Genomic DNA, 24,807 nt, shown 5'->3' on the forward strand with positions numbered 1-24,807 from the left:
CATCTTTCGGTACGTACGGCGCAATCGCTCGTAAAGTTGGGCCAACTGTGCGTAAGGAGACCGAAATGGCCAGCAAGGCGGAGAAGATCGTCGCGGGGCTCGGCGGCATCGACAACATCGAAGAGGTCGAAGGCTGCATCACCCGCCTGCGTACCGAGGTCAGCGACGCCTCCCTCGTCGACGAGGCGGCACTGAAGGCGGCCGGCGCCCACGGCGTCGTCAAGATGGGCACCGCGATCCAGGTCGTCATCGGCACCGACGCCGACCCCATCGCCGCGGAGATCGAAGACATGATGTGACCCGGCGCTCCCCGCGGAGCCCGGACCCACACGAAAGGGGCCCTTTCCCACCAGGGGAAGGGCCCCTTCCGTACGAGGACTAGGCTCATCGGCATGTCACGCATCGACGGCCGCACCCCCGAACAGCTCCGCCCGGTCACCATCGAACGAGGCTGGAGCAAGCACGCCGAGGGCTCCGTCCTCGTCTCCTTCGGCGACACCAAGGTCCTCTGCACCGCCTCCGTCACCGAAGGCGTCCCGCGCTGGCGCAAGGGCAGCGGCGAGGGCTGGGTCACCGCCGAGTACTCCATGCTGCCCCGCGCCACCAACACCCGCGGCGACCGCGAATCCGTCCGGGGCAAGATCGGCGGGCGCACCCACGAGATCAGCCGCCTCATCGGCCGCTCCCTGCGCGCGGTCATCGACTACAAGGCGCTCGGCGAGAACACCATCGTCCTCGACTGCGACGTCCTCCAGGCCGACGGCGGCACCCGCACCGCCGCCATCACCGGCGCCTACGTCGCCCTCGCCGACGCCGTCGCCTGGGCCCAGGGCAAGAAGCTCATCAAGCCCGGCCGCCAGCCCCTCACCGGCACCGTCTCCGCCGTCTCCGTCGGCATCGTCGGCGGCGTCCCCCTGCTCGACCTCTGCTATGAGGAGGACGTCCGCGCCGACACCGACATGAACGTCGTCTGCACCGGCGACGGACGCTTCGTCGAGGTCCAGGGCACCGCGGAGGCCGAGCCGTTCGCCCGCGACGAGCTCAACTCCCTTCTGGACCTGGCGGTTTCGGGCTGCACGGAACTCGCTGTCCATCAGCGCGAGGCCCTTGGTACCGTCCTGGAAAAGTAAAGGACGCGCCAAGAACAGCGTCCGGCACGGGCAACCACGCCGACCGCCCCCGCGTCATCAGGGGTACGGGCGTACGAAACCTCGTACGCCCGGCCAGGCACGGGGGCCTGACACAGGGCCTGAGCACGGGAGGGACACCAGCATGGGCGCGAGCCGACGCCGTCGGAGCCGTATCACCGTTGTCGCCGCGGTGGCGGCCGTAGGGCTGACGGTGGGGCTGACCACCGGCTGCGACGCCGTCAGCAAGGCGCTGGACTGCGTCCAGACCGCCGAGGCGGTCGCCGACAGCGTCACCGACCTCCAGCAGGCGGTGGAGAACGCCTCCAACGACCCGACGCAGATCGACGAGTCCCTCAACGCCATCGACGACAACCTCGACGAGGTCACCGACAAGACCGACAACGCCGACGTCAGCAAGGCCGTCGACGACCTCGCCAAGGCGGTCGACAACGTCCGCACCGCCATCAAGAACGGCGACGAGACGCCCGACCTGTCCCCGGTCACCGACGCGGCCGGCGAACTCACCAAGGTCTGCACCCCCTGATACTGGGGGCATGACCCGCCTGATCCTCGCCACACGCAACGCCGGAAAGATCACCGAGCTGAGGGCGATCCTCGCCGACGCAGGACTCGACCACGACCTCGTCGGCGCGGACGCCTACCCGGACATCCCCGACGTCAAGGAAACCGGGGTGACGTTCGCCGAGAACGCCCTCCTCAAGGCCCACGCCCTCGCCCGCGCCACCGGCCTGCCCGCCGTCGCCGACGACTCCGGCCTCTGCGTGGACGTCCTCAACGGCGCCCCCGGCATCTTCTCGGCCCGCTGGGCCGGCACCCACGGCGACGACAAGGCCAACCTGAACCTGCTCCTGGCCCAGCTCTCCGACATCCCCGACGCCCACCGAGGCGCCCACTTCGCCTGCGCGGCAGCCCTGGCGCTCCCGGACGGCCGCGAGCAAGTGGTCGAGGGCCAACTCCGAGGCACCCTCCGCCACACCCCCACCGGCACGAACGGCTTCGGCTACGACCCCATCCTCCAGCCGGACGGCGAAACCCGAACCTGCGCGGAACTGACCCCGGAGGAGAAGAACGCCATCAGCCATCGGGGGAAGGCGTTCCGGGCGTTGGTGCCGGTGGTGCGGGAGCTGTTGGGCTGACAAAGAGCCCGACGCCTTCGTATCGGGGCGTCGGGCTTCCTTCCTGTGGGCCCGGTGGGACTCGAACCCACGACACACCGGACCTAAACCGGCGCCCTCTAGCCAGCTGGGGTACGGGCCCGCAGCGCTGCCTACTCTACTGGTCCCCGGGGAGCCGATGTACGGCGAGATCGATTCGCGTAGGTGCCCGTCTGGCTGTGGCAGGAAGGGCAGAGATACCGGAGGTTCTCGCGACGGTTGTCCAGACGGTCACCGTTGATGTGGTCGATCTCCAGGACCAGACGCTTGCCTTGCCACATGTCGCCGATTCCGCACTCGGCGCAGATGTGCGGGACGCCGAGGTCGTCGAGGGCGCGTCGTAACAGGGCGGTCTTGGTGCGGTTCGAACCCGGCTCCTTGCGACGCAGAATCTCGTCGGGGGACTTCCGGTGCCGTGACGCCGAGCCGCGAAAGTGTCCCTGCCCGGTGAAGTGATCAGTGGGGATGCCATGTGCCTCCAGACTGCGCTTCACGCGTGCCCGAGCGGCGCCGTCGGTCTCTTGGTAACCGAGGGTTCTGAGCACACCGGCGTAACTGGTGGCTTGGGCGGCCGCCGCTGCGAGGGCGTCCCGTGGATGGGTATCAAGGCTGCGTCCATGACCACGGTTGAAGTGCGATGTGTCGATGCCGAATTCGTCCAGCCGCTTTCTGACGAGCCCGTAAGGGCTGTCCTCGGGCGGATACCCCAGGTACTCGAACATTTCCCGGATGCTGTGCGAGCAGGCTGCCGCCTCCTCCAGCAGCTCGCGTGCGTAGGACCGTTTCTCCCGGGGCGGGAGCGGCTCTTCGACGAAGTGCGAGGTGTCGATCGCGTAGTGCTCAAGTCTCCGGCGCAGGTAGCGCCGAGGACCGCTGCCCAGGGGCGTGCCCAGCCGTCGCATCAGATCCACCAGGCTGGTCGAGACGGCTGCGGTCGCCACCAGTACATCCTTGGGATACCTGGGTGCTCTCATGCCTCCCTCCGCTTCCGGCGTCCTCGATAGGTGTCGGTCGTGGCATGGCAGTTGGGGCACAACAACCGCAGGTTCTCGGGGCGGTTGTCCCACCAGTCCCCGCTGATGTGGTCGACTTCGAGACGGAGCGGTTTGCTGTTCCACTCCGGCCCTGTTCCGCACGCCGCGCAGACTTCGAGGACCCCGGTGCGCAGGAGTTCTCGGAGCAGCCGCTCGCCAGGGACCCTTCCGTCCTCAGGGCTGCGCAGGGTGAGCAGGCCGCCCAGGGATCCCTTCGGGCGTCCCTTGCGGGATGGGGTGAAGTGGGACGTGTCGATGCCGAGCGCGGCGATCCGGCGACTCACATGCGTCTGGTTGCCGCCGACCTGACTGATTCCGAGGTGGCGCACGACGTCCTTGAAGCTGGTCGAGGCCGCCACCGCCGCGCGCAGGCGTTCCTCTGTGTACCGCACTTGGTTTGTGGCCAAGTGCGAGATATCCACGCCGGCCTCGGCCATCTTCTCGCGCAGGTAGCGCCTGCTGCCCGGAGTCGGCTTGCCGCCGCACCACCGGACCGCCTCGTCGATGTGCCTCGTATTGCGGGCTGCTTCCTCAAGCAGCCCGCGGGTGTATCTGGCAGCCATGTCCCCTCCGTCCCCACCACCCGTTCGTGGCTCGTACGGAGTAACGAACCGTTTATCGGACAGTCACGCACGAAATGCGGAACGGCCCGTACCGGGGATGCCGGTGCGGGCCGTTCCGTAGAGGTGGGGGTGTGGGGTCAGATGCCCAGGTCCTTGATGATCTTGGCTACGTGGCCCGTCGCTCGGACGTTGTACAGGGCGCGTTCCACCTTGCCCTCCTCGTCCACGACGATCGTGGAGCGGATGACGCCCATGTAGGTCTTGCCGTAGTTCTTCTTCTCGCCGTAGGCGGCGTAGGACTCGGTGACCTTCTTGTCGGGGTCGGCCAGGAGGGTGACCTTCAGGGACTCCTTCTCGCGGAACTTCGCCAGCTTCTCCGGGGGGTCGGGGGAGATGCCGATGACGTCGTAGCCGGCGCCGGCCAGCAGGTCGAGGTTGTCCGTGAAGTCGCAGGCCTGCTTCGTGCAGCCGGGGGTCAGGGCCGCCGGGTAGAAGTAGACGATGACCTTGCGGCCCTTGTGGTCGGCCAGGGAGACCTCGTTGCCGTCGGCGTCGGGGAGGGTGAAGGCGGGGGCTACGTCCCCGGGCTGGAGTCGCTCGCTCATCTCGCTAGCGTAACCGGGGGTCCTGACAGTGCGGCGCGGCGCAGAGCTGACAGACTGTCCGCATCAGTATCAGCGGACTTCGGAGGCCGAACGGTGGCGGAAACGTCGGACACCAGAACCCCGGCGCAGATCGAGGCGGACATCAGGCGCCGCCGCGAGCTGCTGGCCGAGACCCTGGACGAGATCGGGGTGCGGGTCCACCCGAAGACGATCGTCGGGGATGCGAAGGCCAAGGTCGTCTCCAACATCGACCACACGCTCGGCCGAGCCTATGTGCACGTCAATCACGTCGTCAGCGACGTCAAGGCGCGGTTCGTGAACGAGGACGGCGCACCGCGTCTGGAGCGGGTCGTCCCGGCCGCGCTGCTCGTCGTGGGCGTGGTGGGGCTGCTGACCGTCGGCACGCGGCGCCGCAAGCGCTGACCCGGCGGCGTACGGACGCGGCGAAGGCAGGTAGGTTCGAGGCGTGAGCGCCAACAGAAACGACACCACCCCACACGACAAGCTGCCCATCCGGATGCTGCACGACCGGGTACTGGTGCGGCAGGACACCAACGAGGGCGAGCGGCGTTCCGGTGGCGGGATCCTGATTCCGGCCACCGCGGCGGTCGGCCGTCGGCTGGCCTGGGCCGAGGTCGTGGCGGTGGGGCAGAACGTACGGACGGTGGAGCCCGGTGACCGGGTGCTGTTCGACCCGGAGGACCGGGCCGAGGTGGAGGTCCGGGGGGTCGCGTATGTGCTGATGCGCGAGCGCGACCTGCACGCCGTGGCCGCGGACCGGTTCGAGGGGTCCGAGGACTCGACTGGCTTGTACCTGTGATTGTTCGCTTCCAAGGGGCTGGTGACCATCGTCACCGGCCCCTTTCGGCTTCCCTTTGCTAGTTTTGAAGGCAGCCCCGACGAGACGCGCCGTACCGGGTGAAGGCAAAGACGACGCACCCGTGTCCGTTCGCACGCCGTCTCGCGGAGGTTTCCATGGCCTGGGTGCTGCTTGTCGTCGCCGGTCTGCTCGAAGTCGCCTGGTCGGTCGGGATGAAGTACACCGACGGCTTCACCCGCCTCGTCCCCAGCCTGTTCACCGGTGCCGGGATCGTCGCCAGCATGCTGCTGCTGTCCTACGCCGCCCGTTCCCTGCCGATCGGTACCGCCTACGGCGTGTGGGTGGGCATCGGCGCGGCCGGTGCGGCGGTGGTCGGCATGGTCGTGCTGGGGGAGCCGGTCACCGCCGCGCGGATCTTCTTCGTCTGTCTGCTGCTGGTCGCCGTGGTGGGCCTGAAGGCGACCAGCGGCCACTGACCGGGGGCCGCTCAGTCGCGGCGGCTCGATCCCAGCGTGCCGAGGGTCGTCCCGGTGGTGACCCCGCCGCCCGTGTCGCCGCCCCCGTTGGTGGCGCCGCCGTCGGTGGTGCCCCCGTCCCCCGTACCGCCGCCGGTGGGGGTGCCGCCTCCGGTGGTGGCGCCCCCGTCGACGGTCCCGCCGTCCGTGGTGCCGCCCTCGGTGCCGCCGTCCGTCGTGCCGCCGGTGGTGGTGTCCCCGCCGGTCTGGCCCTGGGTCTGGCCCTCGTCGGCGCCCGGGGTCTGGCCGCCGGTCTCGTCGCCGCCGGTCGTGCTGTCGCCCTCGTCCTCGTCCTCGTCGGGGTCCGTGCCGGTGTCCGGCTGGGTGGGCGGGGCCTGGACGATGTCGGCGCCCTCCTGGAGTTCCAGGTCGAACTCGGTGACCGGCTTGCCCTTGAGGGCGGCCTTGGTGAACTGCGCCCAGATCTGGGTGGGTGCCCCGCCGCCGTTGACGCGTACCTGGCCCATCGCGCCGTACAGCGGCTTGTGCTCGGCGGTGACCGGGTCCTGGCCCATCACCGCGACGACGGTGGCCAGTTCCGGGGTGTAGCCGGCGAACCAGGCGGCCTTGTCCTTCTCCGCGGTGCCGGTCTTGCCCGCGACGGGCCTGCCCGCGGACTGCGCGGCGGTGGCGGTACCGGACTGCACGACGCTCTGCAGCATCGAGGTGGTGGTGTCGGCGGCGGCCCGGCTGACGGCCTGCGAGGTCTTGCGCTTGGGCAGGTCGATGACGTCGGAGCCGTCCTTGGTGATCCGTTCGATCATGGTGTACGTGCCGCGCTTGCCGTGGTTGGCGAGGGTCGCGTAGGCCTCCGCCATGTCGAGGACGCTGGCGGTGGCGGTGCCGAGCGCGATCGACGGGTAGGGGGCCATGTTCGGGGTGTCGCGGGGCACGCCGAGCTGGATCGCGGTCTGCTCGACCTTGTCGGGGCCGACGTCCACGGCCATCTGCGCGTACACCGAGTTCACCGACCTGTTGGTGGCCTCGCGGACGGTGATGTCGCCGTAGGAGTACTGGTCCTCGTTCTCCGGGTTGTAGGGGTCGCCGGGCCAGCCCTCGACGTAGCGCTTGTTGGTGCCGTCGTAGATCGTGTTGGGGGTGATCGTGCGGCCGTCCTGGGTGGTGGACTCGTTCTCGACGGCCGAGGTGAAGACGAACGGCTTGAAGGTGGAGCCGACCTGGAAGTCCCGGCGGGTGGCGTTCGGGGTGTACTGCTTGATGTAGTCGATGCCGTTGTAGAGGGCGACGACCTTGCCGGTCTTCGGGTCGACGGAGGCGCCGCCCGCGCGGACGTAGGAGTCGACCTTGCGGGCCTTGGGGTCGAGCTTGTCCATCAGCTGGTCGTTGACGGCCTTGACGAAGGCGTCCTGCTTGGACTTGCTGAGCGTGGTGGTGATGCGGTAGCCGCCGCGCTCCAGCTCCTTCTCGTCGACGATCCGGTTGTCGATCAGGTAGTCCTTGACGATCTGCACGATGTAACCGCGCTGCCCGGACAGGTTGGTGGGGACCGTCGCCTCCCTGGGCACGGGGAACTTCGCCTCGGCCCGCTGGGACTCGCTCAGCCAGCCCTCCTTGACCATGCCGTCCAGGACGTAGTCCCAACGGGCCTTGGCGGCGGCCTTGTTCTGCGGGTGGGCGGCCACGTCGTACTGGCTGGGCGCGTTGAGCAGCGTGGCCAGGTAGGCGCCCTGGGCGGCGGTGAGTTCGGAGGCGTCGATGCCGTAGTAGGCCTGTGCGGCGGCCTGGATGCCGTAGGCGTTGCGGCCGAAGTAGCTGGTGTTGAGGTAGCCCTCAAGGATGTCGTCCTTGGACTTCTCGCGGTCCAGCTTGATGGAGATGAAGAACTCCTTCACCTTGCGGGTGACGGTCTGTTCCTGTGCCAGGTAGTAGTTCTTCACGTACTGCTGGGTGATCGTGGAGCCGGACTGCTTGCCCTTGCCGGTGGCGGTGTTCCAGCCGGCGCGCACCATCGCCTTGGGGTCGATGGCGGACTCGCTGTAGAAGTCGCGGTCCTCGGCGGCCAGTACGGCGTACCGGGCCTCCTTGGAGATCTGCGAGAGGTCGACGTTCTCCCGGTTGATCTTGCCGTCCCGGGCGAGTTGGGAGCCGTCGGCGTACAGGAAGACGTTGGCCTGCTTGGTGGCGAGCGCGTTGGCCGGCGGGATCTTGACCATCGAGTAGCCGAGGAAGAAGAGGCCGACCAGGAGCAGTGTGCCGGTCACGAAGGTGCCGAGCACCATGCGCCAGGTCGGGACCAGCCGTCGCCAGCCGGTCCGCTTGGGCCGCTTGGGCTTCTCGGTCGGCTGCTCTGCCTGCGGCTGCGGCTCGTCGCTCATGTAGTGCCTGGACTCCTGTTTCGCGTCGTACGTTCCCGTACGACCTCGTACGCGTTCTGCGCCCCCCGTTGAAGACTCTCGCACCATGCGTTCCGTTCCCGGATCCACGGCACGCTTCGGCAACGGAAAACGCGTGGCGTGCGTCACTGCCTGGGCGTTAGGCTCCTGCGTTTTGACGCGCGGCGGCCTGGGAGGGTTGTGGTGGTGGGCTCCGGACGGTTGTACGGGACCGTCGCGGTGGGGGGATTCAGACGATACGCGACGTATCGGGCGGCGACCGCCGCCGGGGTGTTCACCAACACCGTCTTCGGTGTGATCCTCGTCTACACCTACCTGGCGCTGTGGGACGAGCGGCCGCGCCTGGGCGGGTACGACCAGGCGCAGGCCGTCACGTACGCCTGGCTGGGCCAGGCCCTGTACGCGACGCTGGCGATCCAGGGCGGCGGTGCCGAGAAGGAGTTGATGTCCCGGATCCGCACCGGCGAGATCGCGGTCGATCTGTACCGTCCGGCCGATCTCCAACTGTGGTGGCTGGCGGGTGACTTGGGCCGTTCGGTGTTCCAGCTGCTGGGCCGTGGTGTGATTCCTTTCACGTTCGGGGCGGTGTTCTTCACCATGGCGCTGCCCCGGTCGGCCGCCACCTGGGCGGCGTTCGTGGTCGCGGTGGCGCTGGCGATGGTGGTGAGCTTCGCCATCCGCTACCTGGCCGCGCTGGCGATGTTCTGGCTGATGGACGACCGGGGCATCAACCAGACGGTGATGATCGCGGGCGTCTTCTGCTCCGGCATGGTCCTGCCGCTGAACGCCTTCCCGGAGGAGATCGGGTCCGTGGTGCGGGCGCTGCCGTGGGCGGCGCAGCTTCAGGTGCCGGCGGATGTGCTGATGGGGGAGACCTCGCTGTGGACGGCGTACGCCTTCCAGGCGGGCTGGGCGGTGGCGCTGCTGGCGCTGGGGCGGCTGCTGCAGGCGGCGGCGACGCGGCGGGTGGTGGTGCAGGGTGGCTGAGCCGATGCGGCGGGTGGTGGTGCGGCGTGCCGAGCCGGCGCGGCTGGGGGAGGGGCTGCGTGCGTACCGGCTGATCGCGGGGATGTGGATCCGGTCGACGACGGCCTACCGCACCTCCTTCGCGCTGACCGTGGTCGGCAACCTGCTGATCACCGTCCTGGACTTCGTCGGGATCCTGCTGATGTTCTCGCAGGTCGACACGCTCGGCGGCTGGACGCTGCCCGAGGTCGCCCTGCTGTACGGCCTGGTCGCGACCGCGTTCGGCCTGGCGGACCTGCTGCTCGGCTCGATGGACGCGCTCGGCGCCCGGATCCGGGACGGCTCCTTCGACACGCTGCTGGTGCGGCCGGTGCCGGTGCTGGCGCAGGTCGGCGCCGACCGGTTCGCGCTGCGCCGCCTGGGCAGGATCACCCAGGGCACGCTGGTGCTGTGCTGGGCGCTGCTCACGGTCGAGGTGTCGTGGACGGCGGCGAAGGTGCTGCTGGTGCCGGTGGCGGTGGTCAGCGGTGCGGTGATCTTCGGCGCGGTGTTCGTGGGGGGCGCGGCCTTCCAGATCGTGGCGCAGGACGCGGCGGAGGTGCAGAACGCGTTCACCTACGGCGGCAGCACGCTGCTCCAGTACCCGCCGACGGTGTTCGGGACGGAGCTGGTGCGCGGGGTGACGTACATGCTGCCGCTGGCCTTCGTGAACTGGGTGCCGGCCGCGTATGTGCTGGGGCGGCCGTATCCGCTGGGGCTGCCGGAGTGGGCGGCGTTCGCTCCGCCGCTGGTGGCGGCGGGGTTCGCGGTGGCGGCGGGGCTGGTGTGGCGGGCGGGGCTGAGGGCGTATCGGAGCACGGGGAGCTGAGGGCGGATGTTCATCGAGGTGGACGGGGTCGAGAAGGTCTTCGAGGTGCGCCGCAGGACCGGGTTCCTGAAGCGGGAGCGGCGGCAGGTGCGGGCGGTGGACTCGATCTCCTTCACCGTGGCGCGCGGCGAGATGGTGGGGTACATCGGGCCTAACGGCGCGGGCAAGTCGACGACGATCAAGATGCTGACGGGGATCCTGACGCCGAGCGGGGGGCGGCTCAGGGTCGCCGGGATCGATCCCTCGCGCGAGCGCAGGCGGCTGGCGCACCGGATCGGGGTGGTCTTCGGCCAGCGCACCACCCTGTGGTGGGACCTGCCGCTGATCGACTCCTACCGGCTGATGCACCGCATGTACCGGATCCCGGACGGCCGTTACCGGGAGAACCTGGACCGCTGTGTGGAACTCCTGGAGCTGGGCGGCCTGTTGGACGTCCCCGTACGTCAACTCTCCCTCGGTCAGCGGATGCGCGGCGACATCGCGGCGGCGCTGCTGCACGATCCGGAGGTGCTGTACCTGGACGAGCCGACGATCGGCCTGGATGTGATCTCGAAGGCCAAGGTCCGTGAATTCCTGCGGGAGTTGAACCACGACCGCGGCACCACGGTCCTGCTGACCACCCACGACCTCCAGGACATCGAGCAGCTCTGCTCCCGGGTGATGGTCATCGACCACGGCCGCATGGTCTACGACGGCCCGCTCGCCGGACTGCACGAGGCGGGCGGCAGCGAGCGGATCCTGGTGGTGGACCTGGAGCGCGAACTGCCGCCGATCGAGGTGGGCGGCGCGGCCCGGGTGGTACGGACGGAGGGGCCCCGGCAGTGGCTGGCGTTCCCGGCGGGCGAGCCCGCGGCGGGCCTGGTGTCACAGATCGCGGCGGACTACCCGCTGGTCGACCTCTCCGTACGCGAGCCGGACATCGAGGCCGTCATCGCACGGATGTACGCGGACAAGGCGAGCGCGTAGGGGGAAGTGCGTGGATCGGGCCATCGCGTGGGGGTGGATGTACGTGGACACGGCCACCGGGTGGGGGTGGATGTACGTGGACACGGCCACCGGGTGGGGGTGGATGTACGTGGACACGGCCACCGCGTGGGGTGGATGTACCTGGACCTGGCCACTGCATAGTGCGGGGCCGGTGGAACTCGTAGTCTGAACGCATGACCGAGGAACTCCCTGAGCTTCGAGCATCCGACGCCGATCGTGAGCGGGTCGCCGAGATCCTGCGGGAAGCCCTGGCCGAGGGGCGGCTCGACATGGAGGAGTTCGGGGAGCGGCTGGACGCCACGTACAAGGCGCGTACGTACGGGGAACTCACCCCGATCACCCGGGACCTGCCGGTCGCGGGGACCGTGAACCTGGTGAAGGGGCCGGAGCCGGACGGCAGTTGGGCGAGCCGTATCACCGGCGGCGAGGGCACGTCCTCGCTGGGCGTGGCGGTCATGTCCGGCTTCGAGCGCAAGGGCCGCTGGACCGTGCCGCGCCGCTTCAACTGCTTCGCCTTCTGGGGCGGCGGCGAGATCGACCTGCGGGAGGCGAACTTCGCGGACCGCGAGGTCGTGATCAACTGTGTCGCGATCATGGGCGGTATCAACGTCGTCGTCCCGCCCGGTGTCGAGGTCTCCACCCGCGGCATCGGCGTCATGGGCGGCTTCGACCAGCGTGAGGACGGCATCCCGGGCGACCCCGGCGCGCCCCGCGTCATCATCACCGGCTTCGCCTTCTGGGGCGGCGTGGGCGTGGAACGCAAACTCCCCAGGGCCGAACGCCGCCGCCTGCGCGAGGAACGCCGCCAGGAGAAGCTCCAGGGCAAGCAGCGACAGGCCCTGGACAAGCACGGGTCGCACCACCGGCCGTACGGGGACGACGACTGAGGGAGACTGAGGGGATCCCCTCTGGGGGTTCCCCTTACAGCCGTGCCGGTGCCGAGCCCTTCAGGGACTTCAGGTCCACCGTCTCCGCCATCCGCTCGTAGCCGCGGTCGCTCATGTGGAGGTGGTCGCCGGAGTCGTACTCGGGGCGGAGTTTGCGGGGGTCGTACGGGTCGCGCAGGGCCTTGTCGAAGTCGACGACCGCGTCGAAGACCTCGCCCGAGCGGATCCGGGAGTTGATCTGCTGGCGGACCGACTCGCGGGCGTCCGTGTAACCGGGGTGGCCGCCGAAGGGCATCAGGGTCGCGCCGATGACCTTCAGACCGCGGGCGTGGGCCTGCCCGACCATCGTGCGCAGGCCGCCGACGACGCGGTCGGGGTCGGCGAGCTGCGGGTCGCGCAGGATGTCGTTGATGCCGAGGACGATGATGACGACCTTGACGTTCGTACGGTCCAGCACGTCACGCCCGAAGCGGTCCAGGCCGCTGGGGTTGTCCGCGGGGCGGCCGAGGCCCCCGGTGAGGATGCGGTTGCCGCTGATCCCCTGGTTGGCCACGCCGTAGCGCGGCACGTCCTCCCCGGCCGCCTGCGCCGCGCGCAGCCGCCGGACCAGGCCGTCGGTCCAGCGCCGGTTGGCCCCCGAGGTGGAGGTGATGCCGTCGGTCAGCGAGTCCCCGAGGACCACGACCGTGCCGTCGGCGTCCTTGGACAGCACGTCCAGCGCGGTCAGGTACCGCCAGACGCCCACCTTCTCCGTGTACGCCGTCCCGGTCGCGTCCTCGGTCCGGTCGCCCTGGGCGACGTAGGACGTCTGGCGGGCGTGCCGGTGGTAGGTGACCGGCCCGGACGGGGTCGGGGAGTACGTGGTGACCAGCACGTCCGCGTCCGCGGGCACCGCCACCCGCACGGCGTCGCTGAGCACCTGCCCGCCCGGCGGGATGACGACGGTGGTGTCGCCGCCGAAGGTGAGCCGCCGCATGGTGTCGGTCAGCGCCTGGGCCGTGTCCGAACCGGACGCGACGGCCAGCGAGGCGTGTGTGATCGTCAGCGGGGACTGGCCGTAGAGGTTGGACAGCGTCACCCGGGCGCTCGTACCGCCGACCGAGGTGTGGACGACATTGCGCACCGAGCGGCCCGCCATCCCCTCGACCTCGGTGCCCGGCTCCGCGGCGCCCGGCGAGGCCGACCAGGTGCCGACCCAGGTGCCGGTGGAGACCGGAGCGGCCTGGTTGCGCGGGCTGTTCCCCTTGGCCAGTGCGGTCCCGCGGGAGCTGCCGGAATCGGCGCCGACGGTGACGTAGATCGCCGCGGACAGCCCCACGATCAGGGCGACGACGGCGGACAACAGGGCGCGGTGTCTTGTGGGGGACACCCCCACACCCCCAGCAACACGCCTGGTCATGCGGTGTGTGTCTCCTCGGGCGAAGGGAGCCCGAGGCTCCGTTGTGATCATCTCATGATGCGTCATGAGATCAGGGGGGCATGAACTGACCCCCCATTGGGCCGTGGAGTTCCCCAGTGTGCTCCCCCCACCGGACAGACGTCGGGAACTCTCGTTTCGTTCCAGGAGTCGGTCAGGAAGGGACAATGTGTACGGGGACGGTGAACGGGTGGAGCGGATGGAACGATCGGAAACGGACGAAACAGCGGCTTCGGATCTTTCGGGCGTAGAGGATCATGCCCGGCGGGACGGCCCGGCCAATCCCGCCGGCGTCCCCGCCTCGGCCGTCCGTGCGATGACGACCTTCAGCGCCGCCGACCGCGAGAAGCAGCGCGGCGTGCGCCGGATGAAGCTCACCGCGACCGGCCTGCTCCTCTTCGTCGCCCTCGTCTACGTCCTCGCCACCTGGGCCGAGCACCAGGGCGCCGGCGCCTGGGCGGGCTACGTCGCCGCCGCCGCGGAGGCCGGCATGGTCGGCGCGCTGGCCGACTGGTTCGCCGTCACCGCCCTCTTCCGCCACCCCCTCGGCATCCCCATCCCGCACACCGCGATCATCCCCACCAAGAAGGACCAGCTCGGCATCTCCCTCGGCGAGTTCGTCGGCGAGAACTTCCTCTCCGAGGACGTCGTGCGCCAGCGCCTGCGTTCCGTCGGCATCGGCAGCAGACTCGGCGCCTGGCTGGCCGTCCCCGACCACGCCGACCGGGTCACCGCCGAACTCTCCGCCGCCCTCAGGGGCGCGCTCACCGTGCTGCGGGACTCCGACGTCCAGGCGGTCGTCGGGGAGGCGATCACCCGGCGGGCCGACGCCCAGGAGATCGGCCCCGGAATCGGCAAGATGCTGGAGAAGGTGGTGGCCGACGGCGGACACCGGCGCGTGGTCGACCTCGTCGTCTCCCGGGCCCACGACTGGCTGGTCCTGCACGACGAGCAGGTCATGGCGGCCGTCCAGGGCGGCGCTCCCGGCTGGACCCCCCGCTTCGTCGACAAGCGGGTCGGTGAGCGCGTCTACAAGGAACTGCTGCGCTTCGTCACCGAGATGCGCGACATGCCCTCGCACCCGGCGCGCGGCGCCCTGGACCGCTTCCTCACCGACTTCGCCTCCGACCTCCAGTCCGACACCGACACCCGGGCCCGGGTGGAGCGGCTCAAGGGCGAGGTGCTCGGCCGGGGCGAGGTGCAGGACCTGATCGCCTCCGCCTGGACGGCCGTAAGATCCATGATCGTCTCGGCGGCCGAGGACGAGCGCAGCGAACTGCGGCTGCGGGTGCGCGCCTCGCTGCTGTCGCTGGGCGCCCGGATGGCCGTGGAGCCCAAACTCCAGGGCAAGGTGGACAGCTGGGTGGAGGGCGCCGCGGTCTACGTCGTCACCACCTACCGCAAGGAGATCACCTCCCTCATCACGGACACCGTGGCGGGCTGGGACGCCGAGCACACCACCCGGAAGATCGAGGCGCACATCGGCCGCGACCTCCAGTTCATCCGGATCAACGGCACGGTGGTCGGCTCCCTCGCCGGACTGCTCATCTACACGGTGTCCCGGGCGTTCGGGGCGTGACGCCGGGTCGCTGCTGACGACTTCGGGCGCATAAGCGCCGGTCGGCGGGGCACTCGGGCCGGGCCAAGGTGTCCGGAAGGAGCCGTTCCGATGACTGCAGCAGCGTCCGCCCCCGTGCCCAAAGAGGCCGGCACCGTCACCACCGCCGTACCGGCCCGGCTGGACCGGCTGCCGTGGTCGCGCTGGCACTGGATGATCGTGATCGGCCTGGGTACCGTCTGGATCCTCGACGGGCTTGAGGTCACCATCGTCGGCAACGTCGCCGGCCGGATCGCCGAGGAGGGCAGCGGCCTCGACATCTCCTCCGCGCAGATCACCGGCACCGCGGCCGCCCTCTACGTGGCCGGTGCCTGCTCCGGCGCCCTGTTCTTCGGCCGGCTGACCGACCGCTACGGGCGTAAGAAGCTGTTCATGGTCACCCTCGCCGTGTATCTGGCGGCGACCGCGATGACCGCCCTGTCCTTCGAGTCCTGGTGGTTCTTCCTCTTCCGGTTCCTGACCGGCTTCGGCATCGGCGGCGAGTACGCGGCCATCAACTCCGCCATCGACGAACTGATCCCCTCCCTCTACCGGGGCCGGGTCGACCTGATCATCAACGGCAGCTACTGGCTCGGCGCGATCGGCGGTTCCCTGCTGTCCATCGTGATGCTGGACACCGCGATCTTCCCCAAGGACCTCGGCTGGCGGCTCAGCTTCGCCCTCGGCGTCGTCCTGGGCCTGGTCATCCTGCTGGTACGACGACACGTCCCGGAAAGCCCACGATGGCAGTACATCCACGGCCACGGTGAGGACGCGGACGAACTCGTCGACGAGGTGGAACGCCAGATCGAGCAGGAGAAGGGCGAGCCGCTGCCGCCGCCCGCCGGTGAGATCACCATCCACCAGCGCAAGAGCATCAGCTTCGTGGAGATCGGCCGCACGGTCTTCGCCCGCTACCCGCGCCGCGCCGTGCTCGGCCTGTCCCTCTTCATCGGCCAGGCGTTCCTCTACAACGCCATCACCTTCGGCTTCGGCGCCATCCTCATCACCTTCTACGACGTCCCGACCGGCAGCACCGGCTACTACTTCGCCGTCATCGCGGCCGGCAACTTCCTCGGCCCGCTGCTGCTCGGCAAGCTCTTCGACACCGTCGGCCGCCGCATCATGATCAGCTCGACCTACATCCTCTCCGGTCTGCTGCTGTTCGCCACGGCCTGGCTCTTCGACCAGGAGGTCCTCACCGCCACCTCCCTGACGGCCTGCTGGTGCGTGGTCCTCTTCTTCGCCTCCGCGGGCGCCTCCAGCGCCTACCTGACCGTCTCCGAGGTCTTCCCGATGGAGACCAGGGCGATGGCCATTGCCTTCTTCTACGCGCTCGGCACCGCGGCCGGCGGTATCAGCGGCCCGCTGATCTTCGCCAAGCTCACCGAGTCCGGCGTGGTCGGCGACACCGTGCTCGCCTTCCAGATCGGCGCGGGCCTGATGACGGCGGCCGGCCTGGTCGCGGCGTTCCTCGCGGTGCGCGCGGAACGGCAGTCGCTGGAGGACATCGCGCGTCCGCTGTCGGAGGTGGGGGACCGGGCCTCGCAGCAGGTGGCGTAAGTACCGATACTGGCAGGGTGGTTGAGACTCCCGAGTCTCCTCGCGCTGTCGAGACTTCCGAGTCTCCCGAAGCTGCCGAGACTTCCGAACTTGGAGGCGCGCCGCCCGATGACCATCCGCAGAATCGTCCCGAACATCCAGGTCGACTCCGAGAAGGCGCTGACCGAGTCCAGTGCCTTCTACGGCCTGCTCGGCTTCGAGGAAGCCATGGACATGGGCTGGGTGAGAACCCTCGCCTCACCGTCCAACCCCACCGCCCAGATCAGCCTGTTCACCGAGGAACGCACCGCCCCGCTCGTCCCCGACCTCAGCGTGGAGGTCGAGGACGTGGACGCGGTGTACGCCGAGGTCGTGGCCTCGGGCGCGGAGATCGTACGGGAGCTGCGGGACGAGGAGTGGGGCGTGCGCCGCTTCTTCGTCCGCGACCCGACGGGCCGTGTGGTGAACGTCCTGATGCACCGCGCGGCTTAGCTCTTCAGCTGTTGCGGTCGGCGACCGCCCAGGAGGCGAGGGCGACGGCCCCGGCCACGCCTATCACGGAGGGCCAGGCGCCGACCTTCTTGGCGAGCGGGTGGGACCCGGCGAAGGCGGCGACATAGGCGGCCGTGAGCGCACCGGCCGCCTTGCCACCGGCCCGGTGCTGCCACTGCTTGGCGGCGACGGCTCCGGCCGCGGCGAGCACGGCCCCGCCGAGCGGCCGCTTCTTCGTCCACCGGGCCACGCCGTACCCGCCGACCAGCCCGCCCGCGGCGATCGCGGCGCTGGGAATCTTCGCCATGTGTGTAGGCCTCCTGACTGTACGACTGATCGACTCGACTACTGGTAAAGAGGCTAATCGCCCGGCTCGACGATCACTCGAACCCCCCGAACTCACCCGAATGGAGCAGCGTGTGCGGCTTGTGACCGCCGACGGCACGGAGATCGCGCACGAGGACCACGAGGCTCCGGGCTCCCCAGTACTCCTCCTCCACGGCCTGGCGGGCCACCGGGGTGAGTGGGACGACCTGACGGCCCGCCTCCGGTCCGACGGCCACCGCGTGGTGACGTACGACGCCCGGGGCCACGGCGAGAGCACGCGCCGCCCGGTCTCGGTCACACGGGAGTCGTGCGTGGCGGACGCGGCGGCGCTGATGGACCACCTGTCACTGTCGCCCGCCGCCGTGACCGTGGTGGGCCAGTCCCTGGGCGGCCACACCGCGCTCCTGCTGGCGGCGACCCGCCCCGAGCTGCTGTCGTCCCTGGTCCTGATAGAGGCGGGCCCGGGCCCGATCCCCGTAGAGATGCCGGAACGCATAGGCACCTGGCTGGACAGCTGGCCGAAGCCGTTCCCGACCTCCGAGGCGGCCCGCGACTTCCTGGGCCACGAGGCATGGGCACGGGGCCTGGAGAAGAGGCCGGACGGCTGGTGGCCGCGCGTCGACCGGAACGTCATGGTCGACATGATCACCGACGCCGCAGGCCGGGACTACTGGCCGCAATGGCGCCGGACGACGGCGCGGGCGCTGGTGATCAGGGGCGGGAAGGGCTGGATGCCGGAGGAGGAGTTCCGGGCGATGGGGGTGGTACGCCCCGAGGCCGAACTGCGCACGATCGCCACGGCGGGGCATGACGTGCACCTGGAGGCGCCGGAGGCGCTGTACGGGGCGCTGAGGGCCTTCCTGACCCGGTAACCCTTCGCGGCCCCGTCCTGGGCCCCGGCCGGGGCGACAGCTCGCCCCGGCCGTGCCACTTACAACTGATGTGCGCCGATCAGAGCTGACCGGAAGCCGCGATCGTGATCTTCGCCGAGGTGGAGCCGCTGCGGGAGCCCAGGGCCTCGATCTTCTTCACGACCTCCATGCTGCTCTCGTCCGCGACCTCGCCGAAGACGACGTGCTTGCCGTCCAGCCAGTCCGTCACGACGGTCGTGATGAAGAACTGCGAGCCGTTGGTGTTCGGACCGGCGTTGGCCATGGAGAGCAGGCCCGGGCGGTCGTGCTTGAGCTGGAAGTTCTCGTCGGCGAACTTCTCGCCGTAGATGCTCTTGCCACCCGTACCGTTGCCGGCGGTGAAGTCGCCGCCCTGGAGCATGAAGGCCGGGATGACCCGGTGGAAGGAGGACCCGGCGTAGCCGAAGCCCTTCTCGCCGGTGGCGAGCGCGCGGAAGTTCTCCGCGGTCTTCGGGACGACGTCGTCGAAGAGGTTGAAGTTGATCCGCCCGGCGGGCTGGTCATTGATGGTGATGTCGAAGTAGACCTTGGTCGTCATACCCCCCATCCTGCACCCTCCACTCCCGTCCCACAGTCACAGGGGGTTTTCACGGACTTCGTGGTGGGGGTGGGGCATTCTTTGGGAGGAGTGCGGTGTCGGCCGTCCGGCGGGGTGTTCGCCCTGCGACGTGGGTGATTTGAGGCGGCGGGGCGGTGGCTCAGGGCGCCGGTCATGAGGGTGCGGTGGTTCGCGAAGAGCGAACCGAGGCCGAGTCCGAGGAGTTCCCGTGATCAGGGAGGCGTGCGATGTGCCGTCGAACGTGCCGACGAGCTTCACTGATCTGCTGGCCGCGTGTACCCGGTCGGCCGTGCACCTGGAAATGCGCGACTCCTGCGCAGTCGACTACGAGAAGGGCCCTTTCACCGAGTGGCGAGCCGGGCACCGCCCTAACCCCGACGACCGGGCCTCGTCGAGGCGGTCTGGGAAAGAGCGATTCCGCACGGTCAGTACGAGATCCAGTGACTTCTGTAGATCAGGCGTGCTGTGAGAGGTCAGACCTCCGCAGAGCGCTTGTGAAGTGGCGCCAAGCGTCGGGCGTGACAGAGATGACGGGGCCGTCAGAGTGCTTGGAGTCGCGCACGAAGGTGTGACCGTTACTCGTTGCGCACTCGACGCATTCACCGCCGGCGCCGTTGCTGTACGACGAGGTGAACCAGCCGCGGCCGGGCCCGGGACTGCTGAACTCTGGAACCTTCACTGGGCGAATTCCTTCAGGATCGACTTGACCAGCTGGGCGGAGCGCTGCGGACTCAGGGCCGCTGCCCGCAGTCCGTCAAATGCCCTGGTGTATTCACGGACATGATGCTCGCCCTCCAGGTACACGGCATCGGTGATGCCGTCCCGGTACACGATGTCGGGGTCTTCTGGGGCGGGGAAGCCCAGCATGGTGAAGGGGCCCGTCACCGGTCGCGTGCCGCAATCGAAAGGCAGGACTTGCAAGGTCACTGTGGGCAACGCGGCGGATTCCAGGACCCGTTCGAGCTGTTCGCGCATCACACCCCGATCGCCGATGACGTGGCGCAGTGCGCCTTCATTCACGATGAACCAGGCGTCGGGTGCGTCGGGCTGGGACAACATGACCTGGCGCTCAAGCCGCACACGTACGGCCCTGTCGATGTCCTCCGCGGACATGTGGGCGCCGGTGGTGTGGAGCTCGCGGGCGTATGACTCGGACTGCATGAGACCGGGGACCAGCTCGCACTGGTACTGGCGAATCGCCGTGGCGTCCTGTTCCAGACCGATGTAGATGTTGAACCACTCGGGCACGCCCGTCCCATGTGCTTGCCACCAGCCTCGGACTTTGGCCTGCCGGGCCAGTGACTTGAGGAAGTCGCGCAGTTCGTCGCTGGTGCCGTAGAACCGGCACAGTGCGTCGATGTCGGACGGCTGGATACGGCCGCTGCCCGTCTCCATCCGGTTGACCTTCGACCCGCTCCAGTCCAGGGCCGCGCCGACCTGGGCGCAGGTGAGTGCGCTCTTCTCGCGGAGCTTCTTCAGTTCGATGGACAGCCGCCGTCGACGTGCCGTCGGGGAACCGGACATCCCAACCCTCTTTCGGATAACGGACGTTCAGTCTCGCGCCAAGGGGCGCGCACGCCAATCACTCAAACGTGGGAATCCCTTTGTGCACATTGCACAGCGGGATGGGATTCCTTCACTCTGAGTGCAATACGACTCAGCGTGAGTGTCCATAACACTCCGCGACCATCCGGAGCCGACTGCAACGAGAGGGGCCTCTGTGAGCCACGGAGCATGCATGTCGCGAAAGCCGTGGGATCTGGCATTCCTGGCCGAGCCTGCGGAGGTGGCAGCCCTGCGCTGCGCGATGCGGCTGCAGTTGGGGATGTGGGGACTGCACGGCATTTCCGACCAGGCGCAGCTGTGCGTGAGTGAGTTAGTGACCAACGTCATCCGTCACGCGGGCGCCGGGACGCCGGCCAGACTGGCCGTCTCGATGAGCGGCACCGACCTGCGTATCGAGGTGCATGATCCCGACACCCGTGCGCTGCCCACTCTTCTCGATGTCAACGCCGAGTCGGAGGGCGGCAGGGGCATGGCCCTCGTGGACGCCGTCGCCGACCGGTGGGGTGTCCTGCTCCGGCCTGATCAAAAGATCACGTGGTGCGAGCTGAGTACGGGGCTCACCGCGCCGGACGGGCATGTGGAGGACCCCGGCGTGCTGCGGGCCGAGGCCCTGCTCAGCCTCTATGCCGCGGGCATGCGGCCTCGCTGCGCAGAGGACTCGGGCCGCCTTGCCGCTGCGGTGGCGGAGGAAGTCGCTACTGCGGCGATCACGGACTTCCTCCACTGGCTTCGGGCCCACGGCTGTGACGTGGACGATGCTTTGGACCGTGCGCAGACCCGCTTTGAGGCCGAAGCTGAGGCTGCCTAGTGGGCAGTCGCTTCACGGGACTTGCGCATCCACTCCCTCAGATCCGCCGGCGTGCGCCAGGATTCTCCGGGACGACTCCTGTGGCACATGCGGTGGCAGTTGGCACACAGGCAGGCAAGGTCGTCGAGCTTGGTCTCGCGAGTGCCGGAGACGTGGAGAGGGGTGACGTGGTGCACTTCGATGTAGCCGTCTCCGAGGTCTCCGTAGGTATGGGAGAAATCGAAGGCGCAGACCTCACACTGCAGCTTTCGCCCACGGCTGCGAACCTGCTTGATCTTCAGCGAGCGCAATTTGGGGTCGCGCTCCCGGGCCAGGGCGCGGCGGACCAGGAGGCGGCCTTCGATGGCCGTGGCTCCCGTTTCGTCCACTTCGTCAGGCTGTCGGGGGAGGAGGTGCAGTTCCCCAGAGGCGATGCCTTCCTCGATGGCCGCAGCGGCCTGGAGCATCTCAGCCTCACGCTGGGTGAACGCCTCGATCATGAGCAGCGTGGGCTTGCCGCACCGGGTGGCCTTGCCCTCATACCGCGGATGATTCGTCATGAAGTCGGTGGTCTTGCGGCTCACGCTGTCCGGCGAGCGGAAACTGGGCAGGGCCAACGCTTCCGGGCTGTGAATCGGCAGCGACCGAAGCAGCTCCGAGAGCTCCTGGACCTCCGGGTCTCCTGTCCGCAGCTCGCGCCACCCGTTCTTCACCACGAGCGCCCCTGCGAGCACAAGTTCATCCTCGGTCCAGGCAGGTATCCGCATGGGCCATATCGTATGAGTGTTCGGCGTGCCGGAAGGGGCGTTCAGTGAACCCCGGGGTGTGCTGCACACTTGGTTGGTCTCGTTGTCAGTGGGGTCTGTCACCCTCAGTGATGGTGGATTGCAAGATGTGTCTGCCGCTGTACGGCTGTAAGGAGGGGGCATGACCCGGACGAAGGAAGTCGGCGACGCCAGTACGGGGTCGGCGGGATCCGAGTTCACCTCGATCGAGATCTGCGCGGGGGCCGGCGGACAGGCCATCGGCCTGCACCAGGCGGGCTTCCGTCATCTGGCGCTCGTAGAGATCGATGAGCACGCGGTGAAAACACTGAAGCTCAACATTGAGGATCATGAGCTGTGGGCTTGGGAGAGGGACAACTGCGACATCCTTGCGGCTGACGTCAAGGAGTTCGACCCATACCGTGACGTCACCAAGAGCGGTCAGCTGCTGACGCCTCGCTCGCTGGATCTCTTGGCCGGTGGCGTGCCATGCCCCCCGTTCTCACACGCGGGCAAGCAACTGGGCAAGGATGACGAGCGAGACCTGTTCCCGCGCATGCTGGAGCTGGTCGAGGCCCTGGAGCCATGTGCGGTCATGATCGAGAACGTGCGCGGGATCATGGACCCCAAGTTCTCCGATTACCGTGACTGGATCAAGGCGCGGCTTGAGGGCGGTTCCTATCGCGGGGACGACGGTCAGCTGGCCTACGACGAGGGCCTCGGCTACACCGTGACCAGGTGGGATGTCCTGGAGGCCAGCGACTTCGGGGTACCGCAGCTCCGTCCACGCGCCATTCTCGTGGCGTTCCGCAACGACGTGATCAAGGATCTCAAGCACGAGTGGCCCTCGGCCACGCATGAGGAGCCGGTCAGTGTGGCCGAAAGCCTTGAGGAGTCCATGCGCGAGCGCTTCCGGGAGTGCTGCCAGGGGGCTCTGGCGGGGCTGGGCCAAGAGAAGTTCGACCGCTGGTTTGAGCAGGCTCGCCTCCGCGACGCTGAACTCAAAGGCAAGGGCGGCGGCATCGCCCCGACGCTCGTCGGCGGGTCAAAGAAGCACGGCGGCGCGGACCTCGGACCCAGCCGAGCCAAGGCCGCTTGGAAGCTGCTGGGCATCTCTGGGATGGGCGTTGCCAACGACATCGACACCTGCAAGGCAAAGGGCACCCAGGGGCGAGACCTCCTCGGCGACGACGGCCCCATGCTCACCGTGAAGCAGGCCGCCATCATCCAGGGGTTCCCGACAAACTGGGACTTCTCCGGGGGGAAGACCGCGCAGTACCGGCAGGTGGGTAACGCCTTCCCGCCGCCAGTCGCCTGTGCGGTCGGAAAGTCGATCATCGAGGTCCTGAAGGCGGCGAGGGAGCGCGACAAGAAGAAGGCAGCTTGATCAGCTCTCTGGCTTGCCTTTGCCAGTCATGGATCGCCGCAGCTTCACCTCGGCGGCGATCCGCTCGGCACAGACCCCCGACGGTTCGTGCTCCCAGAACCGAAGTACCGTCCAGCCCGCCGCTTCCAGGCGCTGATCCGTGTCCCGGTCGCGGGCTATGTTCCGGGCGACCTTGTCGGACCAATAGCCGGGGTTGGTCTTCGGGGGCACATAGTGATCCGGGCAGCCATGCCAGTAGCAGCCGTCGATGAAGACGGCCACCTTCGCCGGGCCGAAGACCATGTCAGCGGTCCGGCGAAGATCAGGCAGCGGGCGAGCGGCCACTCGGTAGCGCAGTCCCTGAGCGTGGACGAGCCTGCGGATCATCCGCTCGGGGGTCGTGTCACGACTTCGGATGGCCTGCATGTTCCGGCGGCGAGCGGCCGACGAGGCCCACGAACCCTCAGGCGGGGTCCAGTTGTCAGACACGCCCACTCTCCTTGGGAGAGATCAGTAAGCTCTGATCTGCGCTGCGGATGTTCCATGGATGGCCCGGAGTTTAGCCAACACGGGTGTGCGGTGCGGGCCGCTGGCTGACATCCAGCGCAGGGGAGATGCCGAGGCCGGGTTGGACTTGAAGTGCAGGAACTCGTTCCCGTGCCCAACCTTATTACCGGTCTCGTTTCGGGACGAGAAGGGAAGCAGTTCTGTATGGCTGCGGTGCTTACTGAGGCCAGGAGTAATTTCCATCAGGGCCTTGTCGACAGGAAGACGCTTTCCCTGTCGCCCGACGATGTGGCTTCGAATGCTGACAAGAGCCAGAGGACGAGCGTCAGTATCGCACTGAGCATCGCGCGTGCCCTGTCCGCTGAGTGCATCCCGAAGAAGCTCGACGGGCAGCGTGCTGGCAAGCAGTTCGAAGAGGCAGTAGAACAGTTCCTGAAGGACACCTTTCCGCTTCTCCAGTCCCTGCGGCCTGGACAATGGTCCATTGAAAACGTGGGCGGATCGCGGGCGGAATACCAGATCGCGCGGTACGAGCCGTACAGTCACCTGGCTGAGCTGGCCCGCGCGATTGAAGGTGACCGCAACCTGGCCTCGGTCCTGGGCAACTCATATGAGATTAGCCCTGATGTGCTGGTCCTCAGGAACCCGGAGCCAGACGAGGTCATTAACCGCGACCAGGAACTGGTTGATGAAGACTCCGGTCAGCGTGCCATCATCCGGAAATCGAACCAAGAGCGCTCCATCGTGCATGCCATAGTCTCGTGCAAATGGACTCTTCGCAGCGACCGAGCCCAGAATGCGCGCTCCGAGGCACTGAATGTGATCCGGAACAGGAAGGGCCGGACTCCGCATATCGCGGTGGTCACCGGTGAGCCCTCCCCGTCGCGGCTGGCGTCTTTGGCCCTTGGGACTGGTGACATCGATACCGTGTATCACTTTGCGCTGCCCGAACTGATTGACGCCGTTAATGCCACCGATAACGACGAGGCTGTGAGCATGCTCAGCACGCTTATCGATGGCAAGCGCCTGCGAGACATCAGCGATTTGCCGCTTGACCTGGCTATCTAG

General features: G+C 68.4%; 30 protein-coding genes, 1 tRNA gene and 1 riboswitch. Of the genes, 19 read left to right on the forward strand and 12 right to left on the reverse strand.

All coding sequences use genetic code 11. From position 1 onward, the window contains the following. The first annotated feature begins 65 nt into the window (after positions 1–65). From GA0115233_RS15580 to rdgB, 4 genes are all read left to right on the forward strand, one after another. Positions 66–299: a glucose PTS transporter subunit EIIB gene (locus GA0115233_RS15580; RefSeq protein ID WP_093720813.1), complete on the forward strand. Its 234-nt coding sequence runs from the start codon at positions 66–68 to the stop codon at positions 297–299. Positions 300–392: 93 nt separating this feature from the next. Then, complete coding sequence (rph, locus tag GA0115233_RS15585) at positions 393–1,130, forward strand: ribonuclease PH (RefSeq protein ID WP_093720814.1); 738 nt, start codon at positions 393–395, stop codon at positions 1,128–1,130. A 142-nt stretch (positions 1,131–1,272) separates the two neighbouring features. Further along, the gene (locus GA0115233_RS15590; RefSeq protein ID WP_093720815.1) at positions 1,273–1,674 is read left to right on the forward strand and encodes a hypothetical protein; all 402 of its coding nucleotides are present in this window, start codon (positions 1,273–1,275) and stop codon (positions 1,672–1,674) included. A 10-nt stretch (positions 1,675–1,684) separates the two neighbouring features. Then, positions 1,685–2,287, forward strand: coding sequence for an RdgB/HAM1 family non-canonical purine NTP pyrophosphatase (rdgB, locus tag GA0115233_RS15595; RefSeq protein ID WP_093720816.1), 603 nt, complete (start codon positions 1,685–1,687; stop codon positions 2,285–2,287). A 46-nt stretch (positions 2,288–2,333) separates the two neighbouring features. Here the strand turns inward: rdgB and GA0115233_RS15600 are convergent. The 4 genes from GA0115233_RS15600 to bcp all read right to left on the reverse strand — a co-directional run bounded on the left by GA0115233_RS15600 (position 2,334) and on the right by bcp (position 4,507). Next, positions 2,334–2,408 (reverse strand) — tRNA-Leu (locus GA0115233_RS15600). 10 nt (positions 2,409–2,418) lie between these two features. Further along, a complete protein-coding gene (locus GA0115233_RS15605; RefSeq protein ID WP_093720817.1) occupies positions 2,419–3,279 on the reverse strand; it encodes an HNH endonuclease in 861 nt (286 codons plus the stop codon). Continuing rightward, positions 3,276–3,902 carry an HNH endonuclease gene (locus tag GA0115233_RS15610; protein WP_093720818.1) on the reverse strand — a complete coding sequence of 209 codons (627 nt, stop codon included), beginning with the start codon at positions 3,900–3,902 and terminating at the stop codon, positions 3,276–3,278. Before GA0115233_RS15610 ends, GA0115233_RS15605 begins: the two co-directional genes overlap by 4 nt. Positions 3,903–4,039: 137 nt before the next feature. Beyond that, the gene (gene bcp / locus GA0115233_RS15615) at positions 4,040–4,507 is read right to left on the reverse strand and encodes a thioredoxin-dependent thiol peroxidase (protein WP_093720819.1); all 468 of its coding nucleotides are present in this window, start codon (positions 4,505–4,507) and stop codon (positions 4,040–4,042) included. A 93-nt stretch (positions 4,508–4,600) separates the two neighbouring features. Between bcp and GA0115233_RS15620 the strand changes: the two genes are divergently transcribed. The 3 genes from GA0115233_RS15620 to GA0115233_RS15630 all read left to right on the forward strand — a co-directional run bounded on the left by GA0115233_RS15620 (position 4,601) and on the right by GA0115233_RS15630 (position 5,803). Then, positions 4,601–4,930, forward strand: coding sequence for a DUF3618 domain-containing protein (locus tag GA0115233_RS15620; protein ID WP_093720820.1), 330 nt, complete (start codon positions 4,601–4,603; stop codon positions 4,928–4,930). Positions 4,931–4,973: 43 nt separating this feature from the next. Continuing rightward, a complete protein-coding gene (locus GA0115233_RS15625) occupies positions 4,974–5,327 on the forward strand; it encodes a GroES family chaperonin (RefSeq protein ID WP_093720821.1) in 354 nt (117 codons plus the stop codon). A 47-nt stretch (positions 5,328–5,374) separates the two neighbouring features. After that, a riboswitch (guanidine-III (ykkC-III) riboswitch) is annotated at positions 5,375–5,447 on the forward strand. 35 nt (positions 5,448–5,482) lie between these two features. Further along, positions 5,483–5,803, forward strand: a complete 321-nt coding sequence (locus GA0115233_RS15630) for a quaternary ammonium compound efflux SMR transporter SugE (protein ID WP_093720822.1) — start codon at positions 5,483–5,485, stop codon at positions 5,801–5,803. An 11-nt stretch (positions 5,804–5,814) separates the two neighbouring features. Here GA0115233_RS15630 and GA0115233_RS15635 read toward each other — a convergent pair whose 3' ends face one another. Then, complete coding sequence (locus tag GA0115233_RS15635; protein WP_093720823.1) at positions 5,815–8,178, reverse strand: transglycosylase domain-containing protein; 2,364 nt, start codon at positions 8,176–8,178, stop codon at positions 5,815–5,817. 204 nt (positions 8,179–8,382) lie between these two features. Here GA0115233_RS15635 and GA0115233_RS15640 point away from each other — a divergent pair, with 204 nt between their 5' ends. From GA0115233_RS15640 to GA0115233_RS15660, 4 genes are all read left to right on the forward strand, one after another. Next, complete coding sequence (locus GA0115233_RS15640) at positions 8,383–9,183, forward strand: ABC transporter permease (protein WP_093720883.1); 801 nt, start codon at positions 8,383–8,385, stop codon at positions 9,181–9,183. A gap of 4 nt (positions 9,184–9,187) precedes the next feature. Beyond that, complete coding sequence (locus GA0115233_RS15645; protein ID WP_093720824.1) at positions 9,188–10,030, forward strand: ABC transporter permease; 843 nt, start codon at positions 9,188–9,190, stop codon at positions 10,028–10,030. 6 nt (positions 10,031–10,036) lie between these two features. Then, a complete protein-coding gene (locus GA0115233_RS15650; protein WP_093720825.1) occupies positions 10,037–10,996 on the forward strand; it encodes an ABC transporter ATP-binding protein in 960 nt (319 codons plus the stop codon). Positions 10,997–11,190: 194 nt separating this feature from the next. After that, positions 11,191–11,904, forward strand: a complete 714-nt coding sequence (locus GA0115233_RS15660; protein ID WP_093720827.1) for a DUF1707 SHOCT-like domain-containing protein — start codon at positions 11,191–11,193, stop codon at positions 11,902–11,904. Between the two features lie 34 nt (positions 11,905–11,938). Here the strand turns inward: GA0115233_RS15660 and GA0115233_RS15665 are convergent, their stop codons facing one another. Beyond that, entirely contained in the window at positions 11,939–13,303 is a 1,365-nt protein-coding gene (locus tag GA0115233_RS15665) for an SGNH/GDSL hydrolase family protein (RefSeq protein WP_093720828.1), read from the reverse strand. Between the two features lie 187 nt (positions 13,304–13,490). Here GA0115233_RS15665 and GA0115233_RS15670 point away from each other — a divergent pair, with 187 nt between their 5' ends. The 3 genes from GA0115233_RS15670 (at position 13,491) to GA0115233_RS15680 (ending at position 16,952) form a co-directional block, all read left to right on the forward strand. Beyond that, positions 13,491–14,900, forward strand: a complete 1,410-nt coding sequence (locus tag GA0115233_RS15670) for a DUF445 domain-containing protein (protein ID WP_093720829.1) — start codon at positions 13,491–13,493, stop codon at positions 14,898–14,900. 90 nt (positions 14,901–14,990) lie between these two features. Next, the gene (locus GA0115233_RS15675; RefSeq protein WP_093720830.1) at positions 14,991–16,481 is read left to right on the forward strand and encodes an MFS transporter; all 1,491 of its coding nucleotides are present in this window, start codon (positions 14,991–14,993) and stop codon (positions 16,479–16,481) included. 108 nt (positions 16,482–16,589) lie between these two features. Beyond that, positions 16,590–16,952, forward strand: a complete 363-nt coding sequence (locus GA0115233_RS15680) for a VOC family protein (RefSeq protein ID WP_093720831.1) — start codon at positions 16,590–16,592, stop codon at positions 16,950–16,952. Between the two features lie 4 nt (positions 16,953–16,956). Here the strand turns inward: GA0115233_RS15680 and GA0115233_RS15685 are convergent, their stop codons facing one another. Then, positions 16,957–17,259, reverse strand: coding sequence for a hypothetical protein (locus GA0115233_RS15685; RefSeq protein WP_093720832.1), 303 nt, complete (start codon positions 17,257–17,259; stop codon positions 16,957–16,959). A 112-nt stretch (positions 17,260–17,371) separates the two neighbouring features. Here GA0115233_RS15685 and GA0115233_RS15690 point away from each other — a divergent pair, with 112 nt between their 5' ends. Then, on the forward strand, positions 17,372–18,151 hold the full coding sequence (locus GA0115233_RS15690) for an alpha/beta fold hydrolase (RefSeq protein WP_255310208.1): 780 nt from the start codon (positions 17,372–17,374) through the stop codon (positions 18,149–18,151). 79 nt (positions 18,152–18,230) lie between these two features. On the opposite strand, the gene GA0115233_RS15695 is transcribed toward GA0115233_RS15690, so the two are convergent. Then, positions 18,231–18,728, reverse strand: a complete 498-nt coding sequence (locus GA0115233_RS15695; protein ID WP_093720834.1) for a peptidylprolyl isomerase — start codon at positions 18,726–18,728, stop codon at positions 18,231–18,233. A 250-nt stretch (positions 18,729–18,978) separates the two neighbouring features. Between GA0115233_RS15695 and GA0115233_RS42350 the strand changes: the two genes are divergently transcribed. Beyond that, on the forward strand, positions 18,979–19,218 hold the full coding sequence (locus GA0115233_RS42350; RefSeq protein WP_336622585.1) for a DUF6879 family protein: 240 nt from the start codon (positions 18,979–18,981) through the stop codon (positions 19,216–19,218). Here GA0115233_RS42350 and GA0115233_RS15705 read toward each other — a convergent pair. Beyond that, positions 19,204–19,428 carry a DUF397 domain-containing protein gene (locus GA0115233_RS15705; RefSeq protein ID WP_093720835.1) on the reverse strand — a complete coding sequence of 75 codons (225 nt, stop codon included), beginning with the start codon at positions 19,426–19,428 and terminating at the stop codon, positions 19,204–19,206. The two genes, GA0115233_RS42350 and GA0115233_RS15705, sit on opposite strands and share 15 nt — an antisense overlap. After that, complete coding sequence (locus GA0115233_RS15710) at positions 19,425–20,273, reverse strand: helix-turn-helix domain-containing protein (protein WP_176711796.1); 849 nt, start codon at positions 20,271–20,273, stop codon at positions 19,425–19,427. The genes GA0115233_RS15705 and GA0115233_RS15710 overlap by 4 nt, the downstream gene beginning before the upstream one ends. Before the next feature lie 214 nt (positions 20,274–20,487). On the opposite strand from GA0115233_RS15710, the gene GA0115233_RS15715 reads away from it, so the two are divergent. After that, on the forward strand, positions 20,488–21,123 hold the full coding sequence (locus GA0115233_RS15715; RefSeq protein ID WP_093720837.1) for an ATP-binding protein: 636 nt from the start codon (positions 20,488–20,490) through the stop codon (positions 21,121–21,123). Here the strand turns inward: GA0115233_RS15715 and GA0115233_RS15720 are convergent. After that, a complete protein-coding gene (locus GA0115233_RS15720; protein ID WP_093720838.1) occupies positions 21,120–21,869 on the reverse strand; it encodes an HNH endonuclease in 750 nt (249 codons plus the stop codon). The genes GA0115233_RS15715 and GA0115233_RS15720 overlap by 4 nt on opposite strands. A 160-nt stretch (positions 21,870–22,029) precedes the next feature. On the opposite strand from GA0115233_RS15720, the gene GA0115233_RS15725 reads away from it, so the two are divergent. After that, entirely contained in the window at positions 22,030–23,253 is a 1,224-nt protein-coding gene (locus GA0115233_RS15725) for a DNA cytosine methyltransferase (protein ID WP_093720839.1), read from the forward strand. Here GA0115233_RS15725 and GA0115233_RS15730 read toward each other — a convergent pair whose 3' ends face one another. Continuing rightward, complete coding sequence (locus tag GA0115233_RS15730) at positions 23,254–23,721, reverse strand: very short patch repair endonuclease (protein ID WP_255310209.1); 468 nt, start codon at positions 23,719–23,721, stop codon at positions 23,254–23,256. It abuts the gene before it with no gap. 222 nt (positions 23,722–23,943) lie between these two features. Here GA0115233_RS15730 and GA0115233_RS15735 point away from each other — a divergent pair, with 222 nt between their 5' ends. Beyond that, positions 23,944–24,807 (forward strand): NgoMIV family type II restriction endonuclease, encoded by an 864-nt coding sequence (locus tag GA0115233_RS15735; RefSeq protein ID WP_093720841.1) that lies wholly within the window; start codon positions 23,944–23,946, stop codon positions 24,805–24,807.

The organism is Streptomyces sp. DI166, assembly GCF_900091315.1.
GTDB classification, from domain to species: domain Bacteria; phylum Actinomycetota; class Actinomycetes; order Streptomycetales; family Streptomycetaceae; genus Streptomyces; species Streptomyces fuscus.

What these genes read in the sequence shown, in the direction of transcription:
- GA0115233_RS15580 (WP_093720813.1), top strand. Translation starts at nt 66, where the DNA reads ATGGCCAGCAAGGCGGAGAAGATCGTCGCGGGGCTCGGCGGCATCGAC.
- rph (WP_093720814.1), top strand. Translation starts at nt 393, where the DNA reads ATGTCACGCATCGACGGCCGCACCCCCGAACAGCTCCGCCCGGTCACC.
- GA0115233_RS15590 (WP_093720815.1), top strand. Translation starts at nt 1,273, where the DNA reads ATGGGCGCGAGCCGACGCCGTCGGAGCCGTATCACCGTTGTCGCCGCG.
- rdgB (WP_093720816.1), top strand. Translation starts at nt 1,685, where the DNA reads ATGACCCGCCTGATCCTCGCCACACGCAACGCCGGAAAGATCACCGAG.
- GA0115233_RS15605 (WP_093720817.1), bottom strand. Translation starts at nt 3,279, where the DNA reads ATGAGAGCACCCAGGTATCCCAAGGATGTACTGGTGGCGACCGCAGCC.
- GA0115233_RS15610 (WP_093720818.1), bottom strand. Translation starts at nt 3,902, where the DNA reads ATGGCTGCCAGATACACCCGCGGGCTGCTTGAGGAAGCAGCCCGCAAT.
- bcp (WP_093720819.1), bottom strand. Translation starts at nt 4,507, where the DNA reads ATGAGCGAGCGACTCCAGCCCGGGGACGTAGCCCCCGCCTTCACCCTC.
- GA0115233_RS15630 (WP_093720822.1), top strand. Translation starts at nt 5,483, where the DNA reads ATGGCCTGGGTGCTGCTTGTCGTCGCCGGTCTGCTCGAAGTCGCCTGG.
- GA0115233_RS15635 (WP_093720823.1), bottom strand. Translation starts at nt 8,178, where the DNA reads ATGAGCGACGAGCCGCAGCCGCAGGCAGAGCAGCCGACCGAGAAGCCC.
- GA0115233_RS15645 (WP_093720824.1), top strand. Translation starts at nt 9,188, where the DNA reads ATGCGGCGGGTGGTGGTGCGGCGTGCCGAGCCGGCGCGGCTGGGGGAG.
- GA0115233_RS15650 (WP_093720825.1), top strand. Translation starts at nt 10,037, where the DNA reads ATGTTCATCGAGGTGGACGGGGTCGAGAAGGTCTTCGAGGTGCGCCGC.
- GA0115233_RS15660 (WP_093720827.1), top strand. Translation starts at nt 11,191, where the DNA reads ATGACCGAGGAACTCCCTGAGCTTCGAGCATCCGACGCCGATCGTGAG.
- GA0115233_RS15665 (WP_093720828.1), bottom strand. Translation starts at nt 13,303, where the DNA reads ATGACCAGGCGTGTTGCTGGGGGTGTGGGGGTGTCCCCCACAAGACAC.
- GA0115233_RS15675 (WP_093720830.1), top strand. Translation starts at nt 14,991, where the DNA reads ATGACTGCAGCAGCGTCCGCCCCCGTGCCCAAAGAGGCCGGCACCGTC.
- GA0115233_RS15680 (WP_093720831.1), top strand. Translation starts at nt 16,590, where the DNA reads ATGACCATCCGCAGAATCGTCCCGAACATCCAGGTCGACTCCGAGAAG.
- GA0115233_RS15685 (WP_093720832.1), bottom strand. Translation starts at nt 17,259, where the DNA reads ATGGCGAAGATTCCCAGCGCCGCGATCGCCGCGGGCGGGCTGGTCGGC.
- GA0115233_RS15695 (WP_093720834.1), bottom strand. Translation starts at nt 18,728, where the DNA reads ATGACGACCAAGGTCTACTTCGACATCACCATCAATGACCAGCCCGCC.
- GA0115233_RS15710 (WP_176711796.1), bottom strand. Translation starts at nt 20,273, where the DNA reads ATGTCCGGTTCCCCGACGGCACGTCGACGGCGGCTGTCCATCGAACTG.
- GA0115233_RS15715 (WP_093720837.1), top strand. Translation starts at nt 20,488, where the DNA reads ATGTCGCGAAAGCCGTGGGATCTGGCATTCCTGGCCGAGCCTGCGGAG.
- GA0115233_RS15720 (WP_093720838.1), bottom strand. Translation starts at nt 21,869, where the DNA reads ATGCGGATACCTGCCTGGACCGAGGATGAACTTGTGCTCGCAGGGGCG.
- GA0115233_RS15725 (WP_093720839.1), top strand. Translation starts at nt 22,030, where the DNA reads ATGACCCGGACGAAGGAAGTCGGCGACGCCAGTACGGGGTCGGCGGGA.
- GA0115233_RS15735 (WP_093720841.1), top strand. Translation starts at nt 23,944, where the DNA reads ATGGCTGCGGTGCTTACTGAGGCCAGGAGTAATTTCCATCAGGGCCTT.